Below are 16,156 nucleotides of genomic sequence, written 5' to 3'. Positions count from 1 at the left end.
TCGATTTGAAGTCACCAACGTGCTTTGCAAACGCCGCCGGCTGGGCTCTGTCGTTGGCTATCCTGCCGGCCGTGCTGGGGTGTTCGGACGGCAAACCCGAGCGGGTGCCCGTGTCGGGCACGGTGCTGATCGACGGCGAGCCACTTACCTATGGTTTCATCAAGGTGATCCCCACCGATGGACGATCCGCCTACGGGCGACTGGACGCCGAGGGCCGTTTTGAGCTGACCACTTACGAAGTCGGCGACGGCGCGTTGCTGGGCACTCACCCCGTTGAGATCCTGGCCGAAGAACCGCTGAGCGACACCAAAAGCAAGTGGCACGCGCCCAAGAAGTACGCCAGCCATCAGACGTCGGAGCTCACTGTCGACATCGATGGCCCAGTCGATGATCTGACGCTCGAACTCACCTGGGACGGCGGCAAACCTTTTGTGGAACACGTGCAGTAGCAAGCCCCGACCTCAATTCTCTGGAGTATTGAGGTCGCCTGCGGTACCATAGCAACTCGTCATCACGCAAGTGCGAAAAAAAGCGGGCCGCGGAATGGGGAGTGGTCTGCGCGTTTCTTTCAAGCGGTGGCTGCGGCAGTGGTTAAGAACTAGAACGAGATCGCAGCACCTGCGGTGACCCACCAAGCCGGCAAGATCACTGGGCATAGCTGGTGCGATGGCATCGTTTCGATTGCCGTCGCCGAACAGCTTCGGGTCCTCCGTCGTGATTTCGGATCGAGAGTTCGTGACAAAATTCACGGACTCTCGTTTTCAGAAGTTTCTAGAATTTTGCACGAACCATTTGCCGATTTGTCCCTCTAATATCAGAGACCGCGAAACACTTCACCGATTTCGGGGTATACTTAACTCAGAAGGTGAACCAAATGCTGAAATTCATATCCAAACACGAACAACCACTGTCGCTCCAGCGGCGATTACCCGTCGCTGCCGAGCCGAACTGGATCGCATTTGCCTATCCGGCGAATGATCGGCCAGGTTGCGCGCTCCCCGGCGAACAGTTCCTGCAAGATCAGCGGCGTTTATGACGCTCGGCCCTACTCCCTCGTGAGTCCCAAGGCCCGGTGTCATAGCGACACGCGGGCCTTTTTCTTTGGCCGAGACGAAAACCCAATACCCCAATTTTGGGGCTGGTAGCTGAGACGGTATAGCAACTGGTTGAAGCCCAGACGACGAGGATTCGAGCGCCTCCCAGCCCACTTGCGCACCCGGTGCGCGCTGAACTTCCCCTAAATCAAGGAGAACGCCAAGTACATAGTCCGTGATGTCGCCCGGACTTCAAACCAACTTGCCCAGCACGGGCAGTTGGCTTCCTCCTCGCGAGGGAGATAGACGAAAGGCTGGCCAGTGCGCGGCGTTCACCCGCTGCAATACCTGGCGGTGAAGCCGGCGGAGACCTGTGTAGGAGCAGGGAAGCCGCCAAGTAACTGAGGGTGTGAGTCGCCGTCCTACCGGTGGAACACTGCCCGAAAGATTGCGAATTAAGTGCGGTTATCGCGAAACGTGCTGGACGGTGGCGAAAGCCACGTCGGACTACGAATCCGAAGTGTCCGGGAAGTTGCCAATCCCTCGGGAGCGGCAGCAAACCGTGCGTGCGACAGAGTCGAAGTGCCTACTGCGAACGCCGCAAGGTGTTCGTGCTGCCCGCAAGGGGATCGGCAGACTACTTCCCGGAGTAGAAAACCGATCGAGCGCGGCGAGAGTGTCCGACGGGCCGCTCGAACCAACCCCAGAAGACTCGTTGCACTACGGCCTGCTGTTGGGCGATGGAGACATCAACAACAGAGGTGAAGGTGATGAAGGGTCTAACACGCCCGTGTGCAGACTTCGCCGAGCCCTGCTCGCGCGGAGGGTCATCACCAGTCGGCATAGAGCTTGCGCTAAGACCGACTTTTACAACACGCCCCGTTGGTCTAACGGTGAGGATAGCGGGCTTTCAATCCGCAGATGAGGGTTCGATTCCCTCACGGGGTGCTGACAATTCGGGCGGAGGTGCAGATGGAAGCACGCCGGTTTTGGGAACCGGAAGCTCTGGGTTCGACTCCCAGGCGCCCGACTGATTTGAGGTAGTCGAGGGCTGGTGGCCCAAGTGGTTCTGATAAGGCCGCGGCGCTGAGTTCGATTCCCAGGACTACCACTGGAGAATGACGAATGTCGAAATACCCAATGACGAATGAACCATCTGGAGAGTGACTATGTCAATGCAACGGCGAAGCAAACGCTTGCACCCAACCTCAATGGGGCTGTGGTGTAACGGTTGCACATCGGACTTTTAATCCGAACGGTGAGGGTTCGAATCCCTCCGGCCCCACTACTGTTGCTCGATGCTCTGGCGTGTAGCTCAGTGGTGAGAGCGGCGACCTTATAAGTCGATGGTCGGAGGTTCAATTCCTCCCACGCCAACTACCAGAAACGCGGGACTGAAGTGTTAGCGGCAGCATCCCTGGTTCTTACCCAGGCGGGTGAGGGTTCGAGCCCCTCTGGTCCCACTTACAACTTGGCACTGGTCGTCTAGCGGCCAAGACCCCGCTTTCGTACAGCGGCGACGCCGGTTCGAGTCCGGCCCGGTGCTCTAGAGAACGCTTCGGCGTTCATGATCTTTGACAACTTACTTTGCACTTATTTGCGCCCATGATGTAGTGGGAGCCTTCCTCGTTGCCATCGAGGGTGTGTCGGTTCGATTCCGGCTGGGCGCATCCGTTGTGCGTGCCCAACGACAGAAGCTTACAAACTAGTTCTTTTGGTAGAACGCCAGACTTGGAATCTGGAAGTACGGGTTCGAATCCCGTGTTTCATGTCGCTTTTGTGACTTGCACGCACACGACTCAGAACGTGGGAAAGCTTGGCATTCCGCGTGCTTCGGGCGCACGAGACCGCTGGTTCGAATCCAGCCGTTCTGACTGAGAAATGATCCGGTGTGGCCAAATGGTAAGGCGGCGGCCTGTTAAGCCGACGAGTGGAGGTTCGAGTCCTTCCGCCGGAGCTTTAGAAGATCGAGCAAGTGCCCTTGACCGAGCGGCTTAGGTGTCAGCCTTCCAAGCTGAAGAGGTGGGTTCGATTCCCACAGGGCACTCTCCGAATTAAGCAACCATTCCGGGGTCGTCGCTGTTGGTAGTGATGCCTGGCTTTGAACCAGGAGTCCGTAGGTTCGATTCCTACCCCCGGAACTAAAGAAAACAAATACTGCGGGGTCGTCTAACGGTAGGACGGGGCACTCTGAATGCTCTGATGTTGGTTCGATTCCAACCCCCGCAGCTTACGGAAGTCATCCGGCTGGATGAGGACGCTGTCTTGAAAACAGTTGGTCGCACCGGCGACTTGGGGGTTCGAGTCCCTCGGCTTCCGCCTTGCAGTCCTGTGGCCTAGCGGCAAAGGCAGCTTCCTTACAAGAAGAGGATCGGTGGTTCGAGTCCACCCAGGACTACTTTACTGTGATGCCCAGATACGCCAACTGGCAGAGCGACTCGATTTAAACTCGAGTGTTTGCAGGTTCGAACCCTGCTCTGGGTAGTAATCGGCTCGGTAGGCAACTGGCAGACCATCTTGGTTTAGAACCAGGAATGCTGTGGGTTCGAATCCCACCCGAGCTACTGAGATGAACATTGTCCTCGTGGAGCAGCTTGGAGTGCTCGCCACCCTGTCACGGTGGAGGTCATGGGTTCAAATCCCATCGGGGACGCTTGACTGAGACCGGAGTTCGGAATGCGGAATCACAACTTTCATTCTGCATTCCCGATTCCGAACTCCGCATTCGCACGGCACGGTACGCAAACTGGCAAAGCGGCGAAGTTCAAACCTTCGTGCTTGTGGGTTCGACTCCCACCCGTGCTACTACGCGTCGGCTGGGCATTGGCGAGCCCCAGTGGCTGTAACCCACCCGCCTTCGGGCTGTGGCGGTTCGACTCCGTCCCGGCGCACTAACGATCCCCAATCGGACCAATGAATACCCAACATGCCAAAGGTCAGAACCCGTCGCGGTTATCGCTACGTCAAGGAACTTGGCGGCGCGGTCCGCCGCGCCCAACCGAGCGTTGGCGCCCGTTGGCTTACCAACCATGGCATGATCAAGGGACGAGTGCTCGACTTTGGCTGCGGGTTTGGTTTCGACGCCGATCACTACGGCTGGGAAGCGTTCGATCCACACTACCGTCAGGCGTTGCCCGAGGGAGCGTTCGACACCGTCGTGTGCAATCACGTGCTTAACATGTTGACCAGAGCAAGTCGTCTGCAAACGCTCGCGATCATACAACGACTACTGGGTGAAGAGGGAATCGCGTACTTGATCGTTCCACGAAACATCCCCGAACGCGGGAAACTGGCACTACGAAAGAGAATCCAGAATTACGTGCGACTATCGCTACCCACCATACATGAGGACCAATGCCTGGCGGTCTATGCGATGACCAGGCACGTAGCACTTACCGACCAAACAGACGAGATCGAGAATCGAATGTGACACGCGACACGGCCCGTTAGTCTAGAGGCAGGATGCGAGACCCTCAATCTCGCGGCAGGGGTTCGATTCCCCTACGGGCTACTAACTACAGCCAAGTGGTGAAACTGGTAGACACGCGACACTCAGAATGTCGTGCCCTTCGCGGCGTGGGAGTTCGACTCTCCCCTTGGCTACTTGAACGAGGAAACGGGACTCAAAAAAAGGGATCGCGTTGCGAACCCAGCTATGGGTTTTGGACTCTCATAAGCATGAGACACATTAGCGCGGGTGAGCCAGTGCTCAGCCGGGCCTCATAAGCCTGGACAGTCGGGTGCGACCCCCGAACCCGCAAATTGAATTGACTGGGTACGCAAACCGGCAAAGCGGCCAGGTCGAGAGCCTGGTGGTTGTGGGAGCAAGTGTTGCCGCCGAGCGATAGCGAGGAAGGAAGGCAACACGCGGTAGTCAATCGCGCAGCGACGGACTCCCACCCTGGTCACTGAACGATCCCGTGGTCCAACGGTTACGACGCCTGGATGACAGCCAGGAGAGCGATGGTTCGACTCCATCCGGGATCACTGAGGAGAGGGGTGAGGGATCAGGGGTCAGGGGTCAGTTTGGTTCCCTGACCCCTGATCCCTGGATCCTGACTCCTCCGACTGGTCTGTAAGTGTTTCGGCGGCACACGTCCGTGGTAAGGACGAAGACCGGGTTCAACTCCCGGACGGACCTCTTAAACGATAATTCGGGCTGGCATGTTCCAAGGGGGCGACTGACTCTTGCAAAGTCGGTGCGTAGGGTTCGATTCCCTTCCGGTCCACTCGATACTAAGGGCTCATGGTCCAACGGGACGACACTGGCTTGGCTGGCCTGAGATCTGGGTTCGATTCCCAGTGGGTCCACTTAAAGATACGGAAGGTAGCCGGATACGGCTCGCCGGGTCGCACTGCTAATGCGAAGCCGCTCAGAAGGTGGCATGTGGGTTCGAATCCCACGCCTTCCGCTCCACTGGATGACAGTGATAGCTCGATGGTGAAATGGACGATCATGCTTCGCTTCGAACGAAGAGTTCTGGGTTCGAATCCTGGTCGAGCTACTTAGAGATTGATGACGAACGACGAAGTACTCAATGACGAATGCTACAGCCCGAGCTGTGCGTTCGTCGTTCGGGACTTCGTCATTTGCTTATGGTGTCCGTAGTGTAATGGTCGCGCACGCCTGTTTGTGAAGCAGGAAGCGGTGGGTTCAATTCCCCCCGGATACCCTTTTACGCGAGTGTGCTCCTGGGAGAGCAGTCAGCCTCCAAAACTGACGGACAGGGTTCGAATCCTTGCGCTCGTGCTTCAGGAGTCGGAGGGCAGGCGGCTGCGCCGCCGGCTCCTGAAACTTCTAATAGCCTGTAGGTGTGGCGGACTGCATACGACCGTGCGAAGGTCGAGGGCCAGGTTCGATTCCTGGACGGGCTACTCTTCACACCTGGCAGTTCGGTCAACCGCGGCCAGAATGCGGTGGACTGCAAGCCCTGAGATTAGCCTCACGCCAATTGTTGACAGGGTCCAGAATTGGTGTAGAGTTAGGGCGTGTCTACTAATCCTGCCAATCTGCTTCGCGAGCATGGTCTGCAAGTAACGGCCCAACGACTGGCTGTTTTGCGGGCGGTTTCCGCGCGTCCCCATTCGACGGCCGACTCCGTGGCCGAAGAAGTTCGTGCGGAGATCGGGACCATTTCGCGTCAAGCGGTATACGACGCCCTGGGAATTCTGGTCGAGAAAGGCCTGATCCGACGCATCCAGCCTGCTGGTTCACCGGCTCTGTACGAGGACCGCGTCGACGACAATCACCACCACGTAATTTGTCGCACTTGCGGCAAGACGGTCGACGTCGATTGCGCGGTGGGCGAGACGCCGTGCCTTACTGCGGCCGACGATTCCGGTTACCAGATCGACGAGGCGGAGGTCATCTACTGGGGAACCTGCCCCGAGTGCCGCGCCGAGTTGCAGCAGTCGGAACCGTAGACACAAAGCGCTTGAGTACGGGAAACACAAATCACTTTCAACCAGGTATAGGAGACCCACATGCCCGCCCTTCCCATCCCACTCGAAAGAGTAGGCAAAACCTGCTTTGCTGCCTTGGCAGTTGGTTGCCTGCTAATTAGTGGCAGCCAGTCTGTTGCCGAGGACACCCAACAACAAGTCGCCAATACCCCACAGGAGCCCGCCGTGAGAAAGTGCCCTTTCGATGGTGCGATGAAAATGTTCGCCGACATGGGCGGTGCAACGCACGTCAGCACCGACGCCGCCGCTGCGAATACCGAAATCTATAGCGAGATGGCGGGCCAGCCGATGTCGGTACAAGACTGGTGGCCCAATCAACTGAACCTGACAATTCTGCATCAGAATTCGGTCAAGAGTAATCCACTCGGCCAGGACTTCGACTACGCGGTAGAGTTCGAGAAGCTCGACCTGGCCGCGGTGAAGAAAGACCTCGAAGAGCTGATGACCACCTCGCAAGACTGGTGGCCCGCCGACTACGGTCATTATGGTCCGCTGTTCATTCGCATGGCATGGCATAGCGCAGGCACTTATCGAGTGTCCGACGGTCGTGGCGGTGCTTCGGATGGCACGCAGCGGTTCGCGCCGCTCAATAGCTGGCCCGATAACGCGAACCTCGACAAGGCGCGGCGACTGTTGTGGCCCATCAAACAAAAGTACGGCAACAAGCTCTCGTGGGCCGATCTGATGGTGCTCGCCGGCAACGTGTCGCTCGAGTCGATGGGCTTCGAGACCTACGGATTTGCCGGCGGTCGCGCCGACGTGTGGGAACCTCAAATGGACGTGTACTGGGGACCTGAAAACGAGTGGCTGGGCGGCGAGCGTTTCCGCGGTGGCAGCGACCTGGATAACCCACTAGCCGCCACGCAGATGGGTTTGATTTACGTCAATCCCGAGGGACCCAAAGGCAAGCCCGATCCGATGGCTGCCGCACAAGCGATTCGCGAAACGTTCGGCCGCATGGCAATGAACGACGAAGAGACCGTGGCCTTGATTGCCGGCGGCCACTCGTTCGGCAAAGCCCACGGCGCGGCCAGCCCTGAAGATTATGTCGGACCCGAACCCGAAGCAGCCGGCCTCGAAGAGCAAGGACTCGGCTGGAAGAACACGCTGGGCAGTGGTAACGCTGGCGACACCATCACCAGCGGATTGGAAGGCGCGTGGACAACCACGCCGAACCACTGGTCGCACGATTACTTCAAGAATCTGTTCGAATACGAGTGGGAACTTACCACAAGCCCAGCCGGCGCGCAGCAGTGGACACCCACCGACCCATCGGCCAAGGGCACCGTGCCCGACGCACACGACGACTCGAAGTCGCATGCGCCGATGATGTTCACCACCGACTTGGCACTGAAGTTCGACCCGGCGTACGCCAAGATCTCGCGGCGATTCTATGAGAAGCCCGAAGAGTTCGAGCTGGCCTTCGCCAAGGCGTGGTACAAACTGACGCACCGCGACATGGGTCCTCACGCACGGCTGTTGGGTCCGGAAGTTCCGGAACCGCAGCTGTGGCAAGACCCAATGCCTGAGGTCGATCACGAATTGGTCAACCGGCAAGACGTCGCCGAACTCAAGGGCCAGATCCTCGACTCCGGCCTGAGCGTGTCCGATCTGGTTTCTACTGCCTGGGCATCGGCTTCCACGTTCCGTGGTTCCGACATGCGTGGCGGAGCCAACGGCGCGCGAGTGCGCCTGGCGCCGCAGAAGAGTTGGCAGGTCAACGAACCGGCGCAACTTGCCAAGGTGCTCGGCGCGCTGGAAAAGATTCAGCAGGACTTCAATAGCTCGGCAGCGGGCGGTAAGAAGGTGTCGATGGCCGACCTGATCGTGCTGGCCGGCTGTGCTGGCGTGGAGAAAGCTGCCAATGCAGCGGGCCACGACGTGAAGGTTCCCTTCACGCCTGGCCGCACCGACGCCACGCAAGAGATGACCGACGTCGAGTCGTTCGCTCCACTGGAGCCCACCGCTGATGGCTTCCGCAACTATCTGGCCGAAGGCCACGGCCGTCCGGCCGAGCAGATGTTGGTCGACAAGGCGCAGCTCCTGGAGCTGACCGCGCCGGAGATGACCGCGCTAGTTGGCGGAATGCGAGTGCTGGGCGCCAACTACGGCGAGTCGAAGCACGGCGTCTTCACCGACAAGCCCGGTACGCTCACCAACGACTTCTTCGTCAACTTGCTCGACTTGGGCAACGATTGGGAGAAGAGCACCGATGGAGTGTACAAGGCGGTCGACCGCGAGTCGGGCGACGTGAAGTGGACCGGCACACGGGTCGACCTGGTGATCGGCTCGAACTCGCAACTTCGCGCCATCGCAGAGGTCTACGCCTCGGAGGGTGCGGAGGAGAGGTTTGTCAAGGACTTCGTCGCCGCCTGGAGCAAGGTGATGAACCTCGACCGCTTCGACGTTGAACGAGCCAAGCGCAAGGCTTCCCGCGCTGTGGCGGCTCAATAGCAAACGCAACAAGCAGTAGAAATTGATGTGCACACTAGCCCCGAGCAAGCTTGCTCGGGGCTAGTTTTTTGTTGCGCGGTGCGGAACTACCTCACGGCGTATTCACCGCCGAATTCGCCCGCTCGGTATTCTACCGCGGTCGGAACGCCTACGCGAAGCAGAAACCTGCGGAGCTCGATGAGCATTGAGATCCCGATTACTCCCTCGCGTCGAGGTCTTCGGGCAGTTCTCGGAGTGCGGGGTCGAAGACGATGCGGATGTCCTGCTGGTTCATCTTGGGGTTAGTGTGGCTGGGATACCGAATCGACCCACCCGCCTGATTCGCCTGGTAGGTCATTAAGGACAGGGGTTCTTCGGGAAGTTGCGATAAGCGGAAGCGGCCCTGCGCGTCGGTCTTGGTCCATGGTGGAGGACCACGCTGGGGCCTCGAAAGGCTCCTGCCCGAAGCCATGTGCGTGCTAACCGTAACGCCCTCGACAGGATTGCCGTCGAGATCGACCACTATGCCGGCCAAAGTTTGACCGTGGCTCTTGAGTTCTGCATCGGGCAGTTCCAGTGTCGAGCCATCCTCCAATTCCATGGTATGGAAGTAGGGCGATTGATAAACCCAGTCGCGGACTTCGGCATCCGCTTGCGGTTCGATCTCCAATTGATAGCGGTCGCCCTTGTGAAGTCCACCGAGTCTATACGTCCCCTCTTCGTCGGTTTCCGTTTCGCCCCACAAGTCGTAGCGAGTCCCCCGTTCGTCGGGTTGGCGAGGTCCTGCGCGGCGCAGTCGGACCTCCACGCCGGCAACCGGCTTGCCGCCACGCACGACGCGACCGACCACCGACGTGCCGGCTGACAGCTTGAGCATCATGACTTTGTGGAGCGATTGGTCCCAGGCATGGCCTTCCGCCGCCGGGATACTTTGCTGCGCGGTGCCCGTGTCGGACCACGCGGTCACGCGAGTTGCCACGTATGGCGAGAGTCCCGCCAGCTGGAATCGCCCTTCGGCGTCGGTCACGCCGGCCACTTGTTGGTAGGGTGAGGCCTCGTTCTGCGCCTGCACGGCCTTGCCCGCCAATGGATTTCCGTTTTCGTCCATTAGAGTGCCGTCGATCACTAAGCCGCGTCCGATGCGAATCACGATGTCGTCGGGCACCGCGTCGGCGGTAACCGTTGCCGTGGGATAGTCCGGTTCTAGTTCCACCTTATGTCGCGCCGAGTAGGTCGGAACGAAATAGCCGACTACTTCGTGACGAATCGAGAACGTGTAAGTTCCCTCGATCACTGGCATCTCGAAATGTCCATCCGCGTCCGACACGCAGATGGCTGAGGTTATGTCGGGCATCGTGTTTTCTTCCGATTTTCGCACTCCGCGAACGTAGACACCTGGAACAGGCTCCCCGGTGTCGCTGTCCACCACTCGCCCTGTGAGCAGACGAAAGGCGGGTAACTTCAATTCCACCGGTTGGTTGTCGCCGGGCTGGATATCCATCGTTTGCTTCATGCCTGGCACCGGGTGGAGTGGATCGCCCGCGTAGTACACCGTATGGACACCCGGCTTGTTGACAGCCAGCACTGCGACGCCATCGGGACCGATCGCGGCCGCGCCGCCGTATTGGCGGTCTTCGTTCACCGCTTCGACACCGCCTTCGTTAACGGGATTGCCTTGATGGTCGACCACCCGGATCTTCACGCATGGATTCTGTTCGATGGAAACTCGCATCGGTGTGCGATGGAGTGAGAATTTCCCGCCACCCCCATTCGAATAGGTCACGCTGTCGTCTGACCCGTTGGTTGTGTCTACCAGAAAGAAGCCGTTATGACCAACAGGGCTTTCGCAACGCACGGAGATGCGATACCCCTCCGGCATGTTCGGCAACTGGAACTCGCCCTGAGCGTTGGTGCGTGTATCGAACTGGAGTTCGGAACGAATGAGGTTCAAGTCGCCGGGCGCGCGCAGAAACGCATCGGCGGTGTTCACGTGATGCGTGAGACCGACAACTCGCAACCTCGCATTCGGCACGGGCTGGTCTCCCTGATCGACAATCACCCCCGCCACGTCGGCTGCGGCTGACAGCTGGAAGTGCTTGTCTGTTTCTTCGAACGCATCGATGGGCAACCACTGGAGGGCATGGTCGTTGCTCCAACACAAGAGCTGCGCGCCGGCATCGCCCCGACGCAACTTGTTGATGATCTCGTCCATGCGAGGCGGAATGCCGACATTAGTGAAGCGAAATTCACCTTGGGAGTTGGTCGTGGTGCGGGCTAGCACGTCACGTGCATGAGGAAAGGCGGCCGAAGCGTATTGGATGCCGCCGAGGTTGGCCCGCAAGACAACTGGCACATCGCTCATCGCCTGGCCGTCGGCATTGCGAACCGTCCCGGCGACCGAAATAGTCGGTTGCGTTGGCGAAGGGTCTTCGCTCAGTACGACAGGGTTCATGGCTGCCGATTCGCTCGCGGCAGAGGCCACCGGACGCGTCGGTTCGGCGGTGGCGATTGCCACGGCCAAACCAAGTACCGTTGTCAGAACCATCGCACCTGCGAAAGGCAAACCACCTTGCTTGTGAGACTTTGCCATGAGCCACTTTAGCCGCGACTCGAAACCGCGCTTGTCGGCCATCGCGCAGGCAATGCGATGGTTGGCCGCCTGGCAGCGATCGACGACTTCGAGCAATCCGAGTGCGTACTGCCGGGCGTCGAGACCGGAGTGCGCGAGCGACCACTCGTCGCAAGCACGTTCGCGCAGCCGGCGGACTTCACCAGCGGCCAGCCACACCGGCGGGCTGGGCCATAGCAAACACGCGGCCAGCTGAGCGAGCAGGTCGCTCCAGGCGTCGCGCCGTGCGATGTGCCCCAGCTCGTGCAGCAATGTCGCTCGCTGCAATTGCGGGGGCCAGTCGTCCAGGTTCTCTGGCACCACAACGACCCACCGGCCCAGCCAGCAGGCCATCGGCATCGAGTCGGCTGCCGACAGCTTCACTTGCACTGGGCGCTTCAATCCGCACTCTGCTGCCAACTGGCGAACTCGCACCTGTAGCGACTCGGGAGCTTCGTCACATCGCGCGACATGCCGAGCGAGTCTCGCCAAGCAGAATACTACACGCAGTAACAAAGCGCATGTCACGCCAATACAAACTGCGAGCACCCACCCACGCCAGCCGACTCGAGCGGAAGCAGGATCGTTATCGGTGGCCGCAACCAGCGGGGCTTCCGGCGAACTGGAACGATGGACCTTCGACGCCTGCGGATCGATCGTATTGGTGGCCACTTCGCTGGCTGGCGCCGCCGCGATTGGTTCGTCGGCGACCCGAAGCTCATCTTGCTCGCGGAGTTCGAGCGCTTCCGTGTTGGCCGCTGGTAGAGAAGCAACTGGACTGGTCGTTGACGAGCCGTTCACCTCGATCGGCTGGGATGAACTTGCCGCTAGCGGAAGCGTGCACCGCCAAGCGGGAACCACTAACGCGACAACCGGCAACAGCAGCGCGCAGGCGAACGTGGCGATCAACACTCGATGCGCCGCAGCCGCCGAGCGTCGTTCGACCAACCGGGCGATCAACAACGACACGGCCACGAGCAGCGTGGCGCGGAGAGCCCAATCCACTAGTGTGAGAGCAAACATCAATCTTTGCCTTTCACAGGAATCTTCAGGTCGTTCATCGACTTGTGCAACCGCAGGCCGAACGAGCTATCACGCAGCATCTGGTACCTCACGCGCTGGTCGTCGACCACCAGGCTGCGGTCGCCGAGGCGTACGGCGTACGTCTCGGGCGGCAAGCCATTGATTTCGAACCGCCCGTCCTCGCCCACCACAACGCTCACCAAATCCCACGCCGGATCACGACCGAAGGCCAGCTTCAAGTGCTGTGGAAGTGGCTCGCCATCGGTGCGTTCGATCCGGCCGCGGATCGAGAGCGGATCGACAACTCCCAGCGTGCCCACATCACGAGTCTCGCCCGACACTGGAACCGAAAACGTCTTGGTAGTAATCACGTAAGGACTCTCAGAACGCTTGGCTTCGCCAACCACCGAGTAAATGCAGTAGCGTTGGTCGGGCGGGAGGTGATGGAACTCGAACCGCCCCGCTTCGTCGGTCACATCGCCCACCGCAGCAATGAAGATGCCATCGTCTGTCCCGCGGTCGAGTTGTGCCACTGCCAGGCTCATACCACCGACCGGTTGGCCTTCGTGCTCCACTCGACCAACCACACTGGCGCCGCTTTGCAGTTCGACACTCACCGGCTTCGCTCCCGGCTCGAGCAGTATCACTCGCGCGCCACAGGATCCGTAACTGGTTATGGTCACGTCGAGACCCAAGAAGTCATCGGGCACTGCCAACGCGAACCGTCCCTGGGCGTCAGTAACAGTCGGATCGACGTCGACACGCCCCCACCACCGCCGAGTAGGAGTCTTTGCCCCGTGCGGCGAGACCAACGCGCCCACCACCGGCGCCCCATCCTGCGTCACCACGCCCGATATCGTGCGACTTGGATCGATGCTCTCGGGTAGCGGCTGGAGACTCAGTTCCAGCGGCCCATCGCTGGGATCGACCAGCTCAGTTTGCAGGGCGTTGCGACCTGGCAGGGTGAGCACCAAGCGAAACTTGAGACTCGGATCGAGTTCCTCGATCACGAAATCGCCCGACTCGTCGGTCATGGTCCACTTGCCGCAATCGAGATAGCAGCTGGGGCAGAAGATGCCTCGCCCCACTTTCGGCGCTGCGGTGGAGATGTCCACCCGCACGCCAGCCAGCGGCTCACCTCCCGGTGACGTGACCTTGCCGGTAATCGCCGGACTCTGCGCCATGACCGCCGGCGTTGCACACGCCAGGGCGAGCATCATTGGCACGACGAACAGCACTTGGTGTGGCATCGATCAGTTACCTTTCTGGTGCTTTGGCCGCTTCCCCTTCTTCGAGGCTTGCTCGGCCTCGTCGATCATCGCCCGCAGCCGAGCGAGGTCGTCGCTGCTTAGCCGCATGCTGGGATCGCTGAGATGCGCAGCCAAGGCATCTTCCAGCGACCCACCAAAGAACACTTCCAGCACACGCTTCATGGCCGAACGTCCCTCGCTGGCCGGAGACTTGCTGGGCGCGTAGATGTACCTGCGACCTTCGAGCCGATGTCGCAGCAAGCCCTTTTCTTCCAGCACCCGCATCATGGTGCGAACAGCCGTGTAAGTCGGCGCGTCGGGCAATCGCTCGTGCACCTCCGCCGCCGAAACCTCTCCCGCCTGGAACACGATGTCCATGATCTGACGTTCGCGTTTGCTAAGCGGAGACTCGGGCACGGGACGGGTTTCTCCCAAGAGCGCGGTTGCGGCGGCTCGCAAGTGTTGGTTTTTTAACACATGCCGTTTTTTTAACACCTCGAGCCAAGATGTCAACAGCCGATGCGAAAAAGTGGGAAACAGATCCGAACTGGTGCACGTCACTCGCAGCGGTACAATGACGCAAGTGCTTTGGAAACCTGGAGATCCAACTTGGCGAAGCACCTGCGTTCGAGCCAACACATGACAGCCATCTACCACGACGAAACATTCACCAAGCACGCCCTCGCCGCTGGCCTGTTGCAGCAGTTGCACGACGTCGGCGGGCATTTTCAAGTCTCGGCTTGGAGCGATTCAGCGCTGTCGCTGCCGGCGGGTGCCACGCATTTTGGGTTTATTCTCGAGGGCGACGCACATTTGACGGGCGGGTCGGGCGCGTTCGCTCTAAAGGCCGGCATGTACTTCTCTCTGCCAGGCTCCGGCAAGGTGGGCGGCGCCGGCGCCGGCTTGGTGATTACGCAGTTCGAGTACCAGGGACTCTTCCAACTCGGCGGGCCAGTCGAGTCCACCGGGCGACTTCAGTACATCGACGGCTGCAGCGACACGCTGCTCATCTCGCCCGTCGTACGGGGCGAAGCGTGCCTGAACCTGTTAGTCATTCCCCCTGGCACCGCGCAGACCGCGCACACGCACCCTTCGTTTCGCGCGGGACTCATCTGCGGCGGTAACGGGCACTGCCAATTGCAGCGAAAGCGCGTGCCGCTCGCAGCGGGCGACGTGTTTGTGATAGAGCCCGACGGTCTGCACAGCTTCCACACCGCCGAACAGTCGCTCGCGGTGATTGCGTTTCATCCCGATAGCGACTTCGGCCCTCATCGCGACGATCACCCGATGGTCAATCGCACGATTGTCGAAGGCGTATCGGCCGCCAAGCTTTCGCCTGCTGAGCGGCGCATCTGCGAGCATGCCCCATGAAGTGCCCCGAATGCGGACACGACCAGAAACACAAGTACGGCATGACGTGCTCGTGCGGATACCAGTTCACGCTCGATCCCAAGCAAGATAAGATCAGCGACGGGAAGTTCCTGGCATTGGTGCGGAACGCCAGCAGCAACGACACTTATTACTTCACCAAGAACCAACTCGTCGCGGCCTACTGCCGCCGCGAAGTCAAAGGCCGCATGGGCGGGGTAGTCGTTGTTGCCATCATTGGTTTGGTCATGTCGTGCGTGGCATGGTTTGGTATCCGTCCAGAAGTCGACGTTGTGTGGATATTTTTGCTGGCGGCAGGACTCCTGATTCTGTTTGGCGGAACGTGGGCAGTGCTTCAATGGCGTCCGAACCAAGCACGCATGGAATCGGCGATCGACAAGTGGCTTGCAGAAGGCAAGCCGATTCCCCGTTTGCTGCTTCATCCCAGCTTGCAAGAGCCGCCGCCCGAGTGGGACGAACCCGACATCTACGACTACGGTGTCGAGTCGATTCTGATCGTCGAGCACGACCTGCTGGTCGACTTGCTGGTCAAGAACGGCTTCCACGCCAGCCAGCGGTGTTTGATCGTCTCCGAGACCGGCTACCCGGGCTACATCGCCAGTCGCATCACAGAACTGCTGCACGAACGGCCGGATCTGCCGATCTACCTGCTGCATGACTCGACGCGTAAGGGGGAGCGGATGATCGAACGCATCGATCAGCAACTCCGTTTGCCGCACCATCGCGAGTTCATTGATTTGGGTTTGTTCCTGGAAGACGTGAAACGAATCAAGCGACTCCGGCCGATGCTCTCGGCGAGAGACGACTACGCCATCGCGCTCGACTATATTGGCTATGGAATGTTGGTCGGTGGACTGAGCCAGGCGCTCGACGAGCAGTTGACGCTCGCCGCGGTGCTCGACGCTCAAGCCGCCGGTGGTTACGAAGCTTCAAGCTTCGGCTGATCGAAAGGGATG

General features: G+C 59.8%; 9 protein-coding genes and 28 tRNA genes. 34 read left to right on the top strand and 3 right to left on the bottom strand.

The features are described 5' to 3' along the window. The first annotated feature begins 5 nt into the window (after positions 1 to 5). From ACQK2L_RS00565 to katG, 32 genes are all read left to right on the top strand, one after another. The gene (locus ACQK2L_RS00565) at positions 6 to 449 is read left to right on the top strand and encodes a hypothetical protein (RefSeq protein ID WP_425394985.1); all 444 of its coding nucleotides are present in this window, start codon (positions 6 to 8) and stop codon (positions 447 to 449) included. Positions 450 to 1,135: 686 nt separating this feature from the next. Next, positions 1,136 to 1,207 (top strand) — tRNA-Phe (locus tag ACQK2L_RS00560). A 703-nt stretch (positions 1,208 to 1,910) separates the two neighbouring features. After that, positions 1,911 to 1,982: transfer RNA gene (locus tag ACQK2L_RS00555), tRNA-Glu, on the top strand. 9 nt (positions 1,983 to 1,991) lie between these two features. Beyond that, positions 1,992 to 2,064: transfer RNA gene (locus tag ACQK2L_RS00550), tRNA-Pro, on the top strand. 183 nt (positions 2,065 to 2,247) lie between these two features. Then, positions 2,248 to 2,319, top strand: a tRNA-Lys gene (locus tag ACQK2L_RS00545). A gap of 19 nt (positions 2,320 to 2,338) precedes the next feature. Beyond that, positions 2,339 to 2,411 (top strand) — tRNA-Ile (locus tag ACQK2L_RS00540). A gap of 13 nt (positions 2,412 to 2,424) precedes the next feature. After that, a tRNA-Lys gene (locus ACQK2L_RS00535) sits at positions 2,425 to 2,497 on the top strand. Between the two features lie 11 nt (positions 2,498 to 2,508). Further along, positions 2,509 to 2,580: transfer RNA gene (locus ACQK2L_RS00530), tRNA-Thr, on the top strand. A 53-nt stretch (positions 2,581 to 2,633) separates the two neighbouring features. Beyond that, positions 2,634 to 2,704 (top strand) — tRNA-Gly (locus tag ACQK2L_RS00525). A gap of 130 nt (positions 2,705 to 2,834) precedes the next feature. Continuing rightward, positions 2,835 to 2,908: transfer RNA gene (locus ACQK2L_RS00520), tRNA-Pro, on the top strand. Between the two features lie 11 nt (positions 2,909 to 2,919). Next, positions 2,920 to 2,991: transfer RNA gene (locus tag ACQK2L_RS00515), tRNA-Asn, on the top strand. 18 nt (positions 2,992 to 3,009) lie between these two features. Next, a tRNA-Gly gene (locus tag ACQK2L_RS00510) sits at positions 3,010 to 3,081 on the top strand. A 19-nt stretch (positions 3,082 to 3,100) separates the two neighbouring features. Beyond that, positions 3,101 to 3,175 (top strand) — tRNA-Gln (locus ACQK2L_RS00505). A 17-nt stretch (positions 3,176 to 3,192) separates the two neighbouring features. Then, positions 3,193 to 3,263, top strand: a tRNA-Gln gene (locus tag ACQK2L_RS00500). A gap of 5 nt (positions 3,264 to 3,268) precedes the next feature. Next, positions 3,269 to 3,353 (top strand) — tRNA-Ser (locus ACQK2L_RS00495). 6 nt (positions 3,354 to 3,359) lie between these two features. Then, positions 3,360 to 3,432: transfer RNA gene (locus ACQK2L_RS00490), tRNA-Val, on the top strand. Between the two features lie 12 nt (positions 3,433 to 3,444). After that, a tRNA-Leu gene (locus tag ACQK2L_RS00485) sits at positions 3,445 to 3,518 on the top strand. A gap of 6 nt (positions 3,519 to 3,524) precedes the next feature. Beyond that, positions 3,525 to 3,598 (top strand) — tRNA-Leu (locus tag ACQK2L_RS00480). 14 nt (positions 3,599 to 3,612) lie between these two features. After that, a tRNA-Asp gene (locus tag ACQK2L_RS00475) sits at positions 3,613 to 3,687 on the top strand. A gap of 78 nt (positions 3,688 to 3,765) precedes the next feature. Then, positions 3,766 to 3,839, top strand: a tRNA-Leu gene (locus tag ACQK2L_RS00470). A 4-nt stretch (positions 3,840 to 3,843) separates the two neighbouring features. Then, positions 3,844 to 3,925, top strand: a tRNA-Tyr gene (locus ACQK2L_RS00465). Positions 3,926 to 3,960: 35 nt separating this feature from the next. Beyond that, on the top strand, positions 3,961 to 4,464 hold the full coding sequence (locus tag ACQK2L_RS00460; RefSeq protein ID WP_425394984.1) for a class I SAM-dependent methyltransferase: 504 nt from the start codon (positions 3,961 to 3,963) through the stop codon (positions 4,462 to 4,464). A gap of 10 nt (positions 4,465 to 4,474) precedes the next feature. Next, positions 4,475 to 4,545: transfer RNA gene (locus ACQK2L_RS00455), tRNA-Glu, on the top strand. 8 nt (positions 4,546 to 4,553) lie between these two features. After that, positions 4,554 to 4,637: transfer RNA gene (locus tag ACQK2L_RS00450), tRNA-Leu, on the top strand. 311 nt (positions 4,638 to 4,948) lie between these two features. After that, positions 4,949 to 5,021, top strand: a tRNA-Val gene (locus ACQK2L_RS00445). 253 nt (positions 5,022 to 5,274) lie between these two features. After that, positions 5,275 to 5,345: transfer RNA gene (locus ACQK2L_RS00440), tRNA-Ala, on the top strand. Positions 5,346 to 5,356: 11 nt separating this feature from the next. After that, positions 5,357 to 5,446 (top strand) — tRNA-Ser (locus tag ACQK2L_RS00435). Positions 5,447 to 5,466: 20 nt separating this feature from the next. Further along, positions 5,467 to 5,539: transfer RNA gene (locus ACQK2L_RS00430), tRNA-Arg, on the top strand. 94 nt (positions 5,540 to 5,633) lie between these two features. Then, positions 5,634 to 5,707 (top strand) — tRNA-His (locus tag ACQK2L_RS00425). A 7-nt stretch (positions 5,708 to 5,714) separates the two neighbouring features. Continuing rightward, positions 5,715 to 5,784, top strand: a tRNA-Trp gene (locus ACQK2L_RS00420). Between the two features lie 239 nt (positions 5,785 to 6,023). After that, positions 6,024 to 6,458 carry a Fur family transcriptional regulator gene (locus ACQK2L_RS00415; RefSeq protein WP_425394983.1) on the top strand — a complete coding sequence of 145 codons (435 nt, stop codon included), beginning with the start codon at positions 6,024 to 6,026 and terminating at the stop codon, positions 6,456 to 6,458. 60 nt (positions 6,459 to 6,518) lie between these two features. Then, a complete protein-coding gene (gene katG / locus ACQK2L_RS00410; RefSeq protein WP_425394982.1) occupies positions 6,519 to 8,951 on the top strand; it encodes a catalase/peroxidase HPI in 2,433 nt (810 codons plus the stop codon). A gap of 196 nt (positions 8,952 to 9,147) precedes the next feature. Here katG and ACQK2L_RS00405 read toward each other — a convergent pair whose 3' ends face one another. The 3 genes from ACQK2L_RS00405 to ACQK2L_RS00395 are packed head-to-tail and all read right to left on the bottom strand — an operon-like array spanning position 9,148 to position 14,228. Further along, positions 9,148 to 12,561 carry a M56 family metallopeptidase gene (locus tag ACQK2L_RS00405; RefSeq protein WP_425394981.1) on the bottom strand — a complete coding sequence of 1,138 codons (3,414 nt, stop codon included), beginning with the start codon at positions 12,559 to 12,561 and terminating at the stop codon, positions 9,148 to 9,150. Then, positions 12,561 to 13,811, bottom strand: coding sequence for a hypothetical protein (locus ACQK2L_RS00400; RefSeq protein ID WP_425394980.1), 1,251 nt, complete (start codon positions 13,809 to 13,811; stop codon positions 12,561 to 12,563). Before ACQK2L_RS00400 ends, ACQK2L_RS00405 begins: the two co-directional genes overlap by 1 nt. 3 nt (positions 13,812 to 13,814) lie before the next feature. After that, positions 13,815 to 14,228: a BlaI/MecI/CopY family transcriptional regulator gene (locus ACQK2L_RS00395; RefSeq protein ID WP_425394979.1), complete on the bottom strand. Its 414-nt coding sequence runs from the start codon at positions 14,226 to 14,228 to the stop codon at positions 13,815 to 13,817. A 222-nt stretch (positions 14,229 to 14,450) separates the two neighbouring features. On the opposite strand from ACQK2L_RS00395, the gene ACQK2L_RS00390 reads away from it, so the two are divergent. After that, a complete protein-coding gene (locus ACQK2L_RS00390; protein WP_425394978.1) occupies positions 14,451 to 15,182 on the top strand; it encodes a cupin domain-containing protein in 732 nt (243 codons plus the stop codon). Continuing rightward, on the top strand, positions 15,179 to 16,144 hold the full coding sequence (locus ACQK2L_RS00385) for a hypothetical protein (protein WP_425394977.1): 966 nt from the start codon (positions 15,179 to 15,181) through the stop codon (positions 16,142 to 16,144). Before ACQK2L_RS00390 ends, ACQK2L_RS00385 begins: the two co-directional genes overlap by 4 nt. The last annotated feature ends 12 nt before the right edge of the window (positions 16,145 to 16,156 follow it).

The organism is Aeoliella sp. (assembly GCF_965227375.1).
GTDB lineage: Bacteria > Planctomycetota > Planctomycetia > Pirellulales > Lacipirellulaceae > Aeoliella.
This window is presented reverse-complemented; position numbering and strand designations above follow the sequence as displayed.

Bases quoted from the DNA above. Each gene is read 5' to 3' on its own strand.
- katG (WP_425394982.1), top strand. From the start codon at position 6,519: ATGCCCGCCCTTCCCATCCCACTCGAAAGAGTAGGCAAAACCTGCTTT.
- ACQK2L_RS00385 (WP_425394977.1), top strand. From the start codon at position 15,179: ATGAAGTGCCCCGAATGCGGACACGACCAGAAACACAAGTACGGCATG.
- ACQK2L_RS00400 (WP_425394980.1), bottom strand. From the start codon at position 13,811: ATGCCACACCAAGTGCTGTTCGTCGTGCCAATGATGCTCGCCCTGGCG.
- ACQK2L_RS00405 (WP_425394981.1), bottom strand. From the start codon at position 12,561: ATGTTTGCTCTCACACTAGTGGATTGGGCTCTCCGCGCCACGCTGCTC.
- ACQK2L_RS00390 (WP_425394978.1), top strand. From the start codon at position 14,451: ATGACAGCCATCTACCACGACGAAACATTCACCAAGCACGCCCTCGCC.
- ACQK2L_RS00460 (WP_425394984.1), top strand. From the start codon at position 3,961: ATGCCAAAGGTCAGAACCCGTCGCGGTTATCGCTACGTCAAGGAACTT.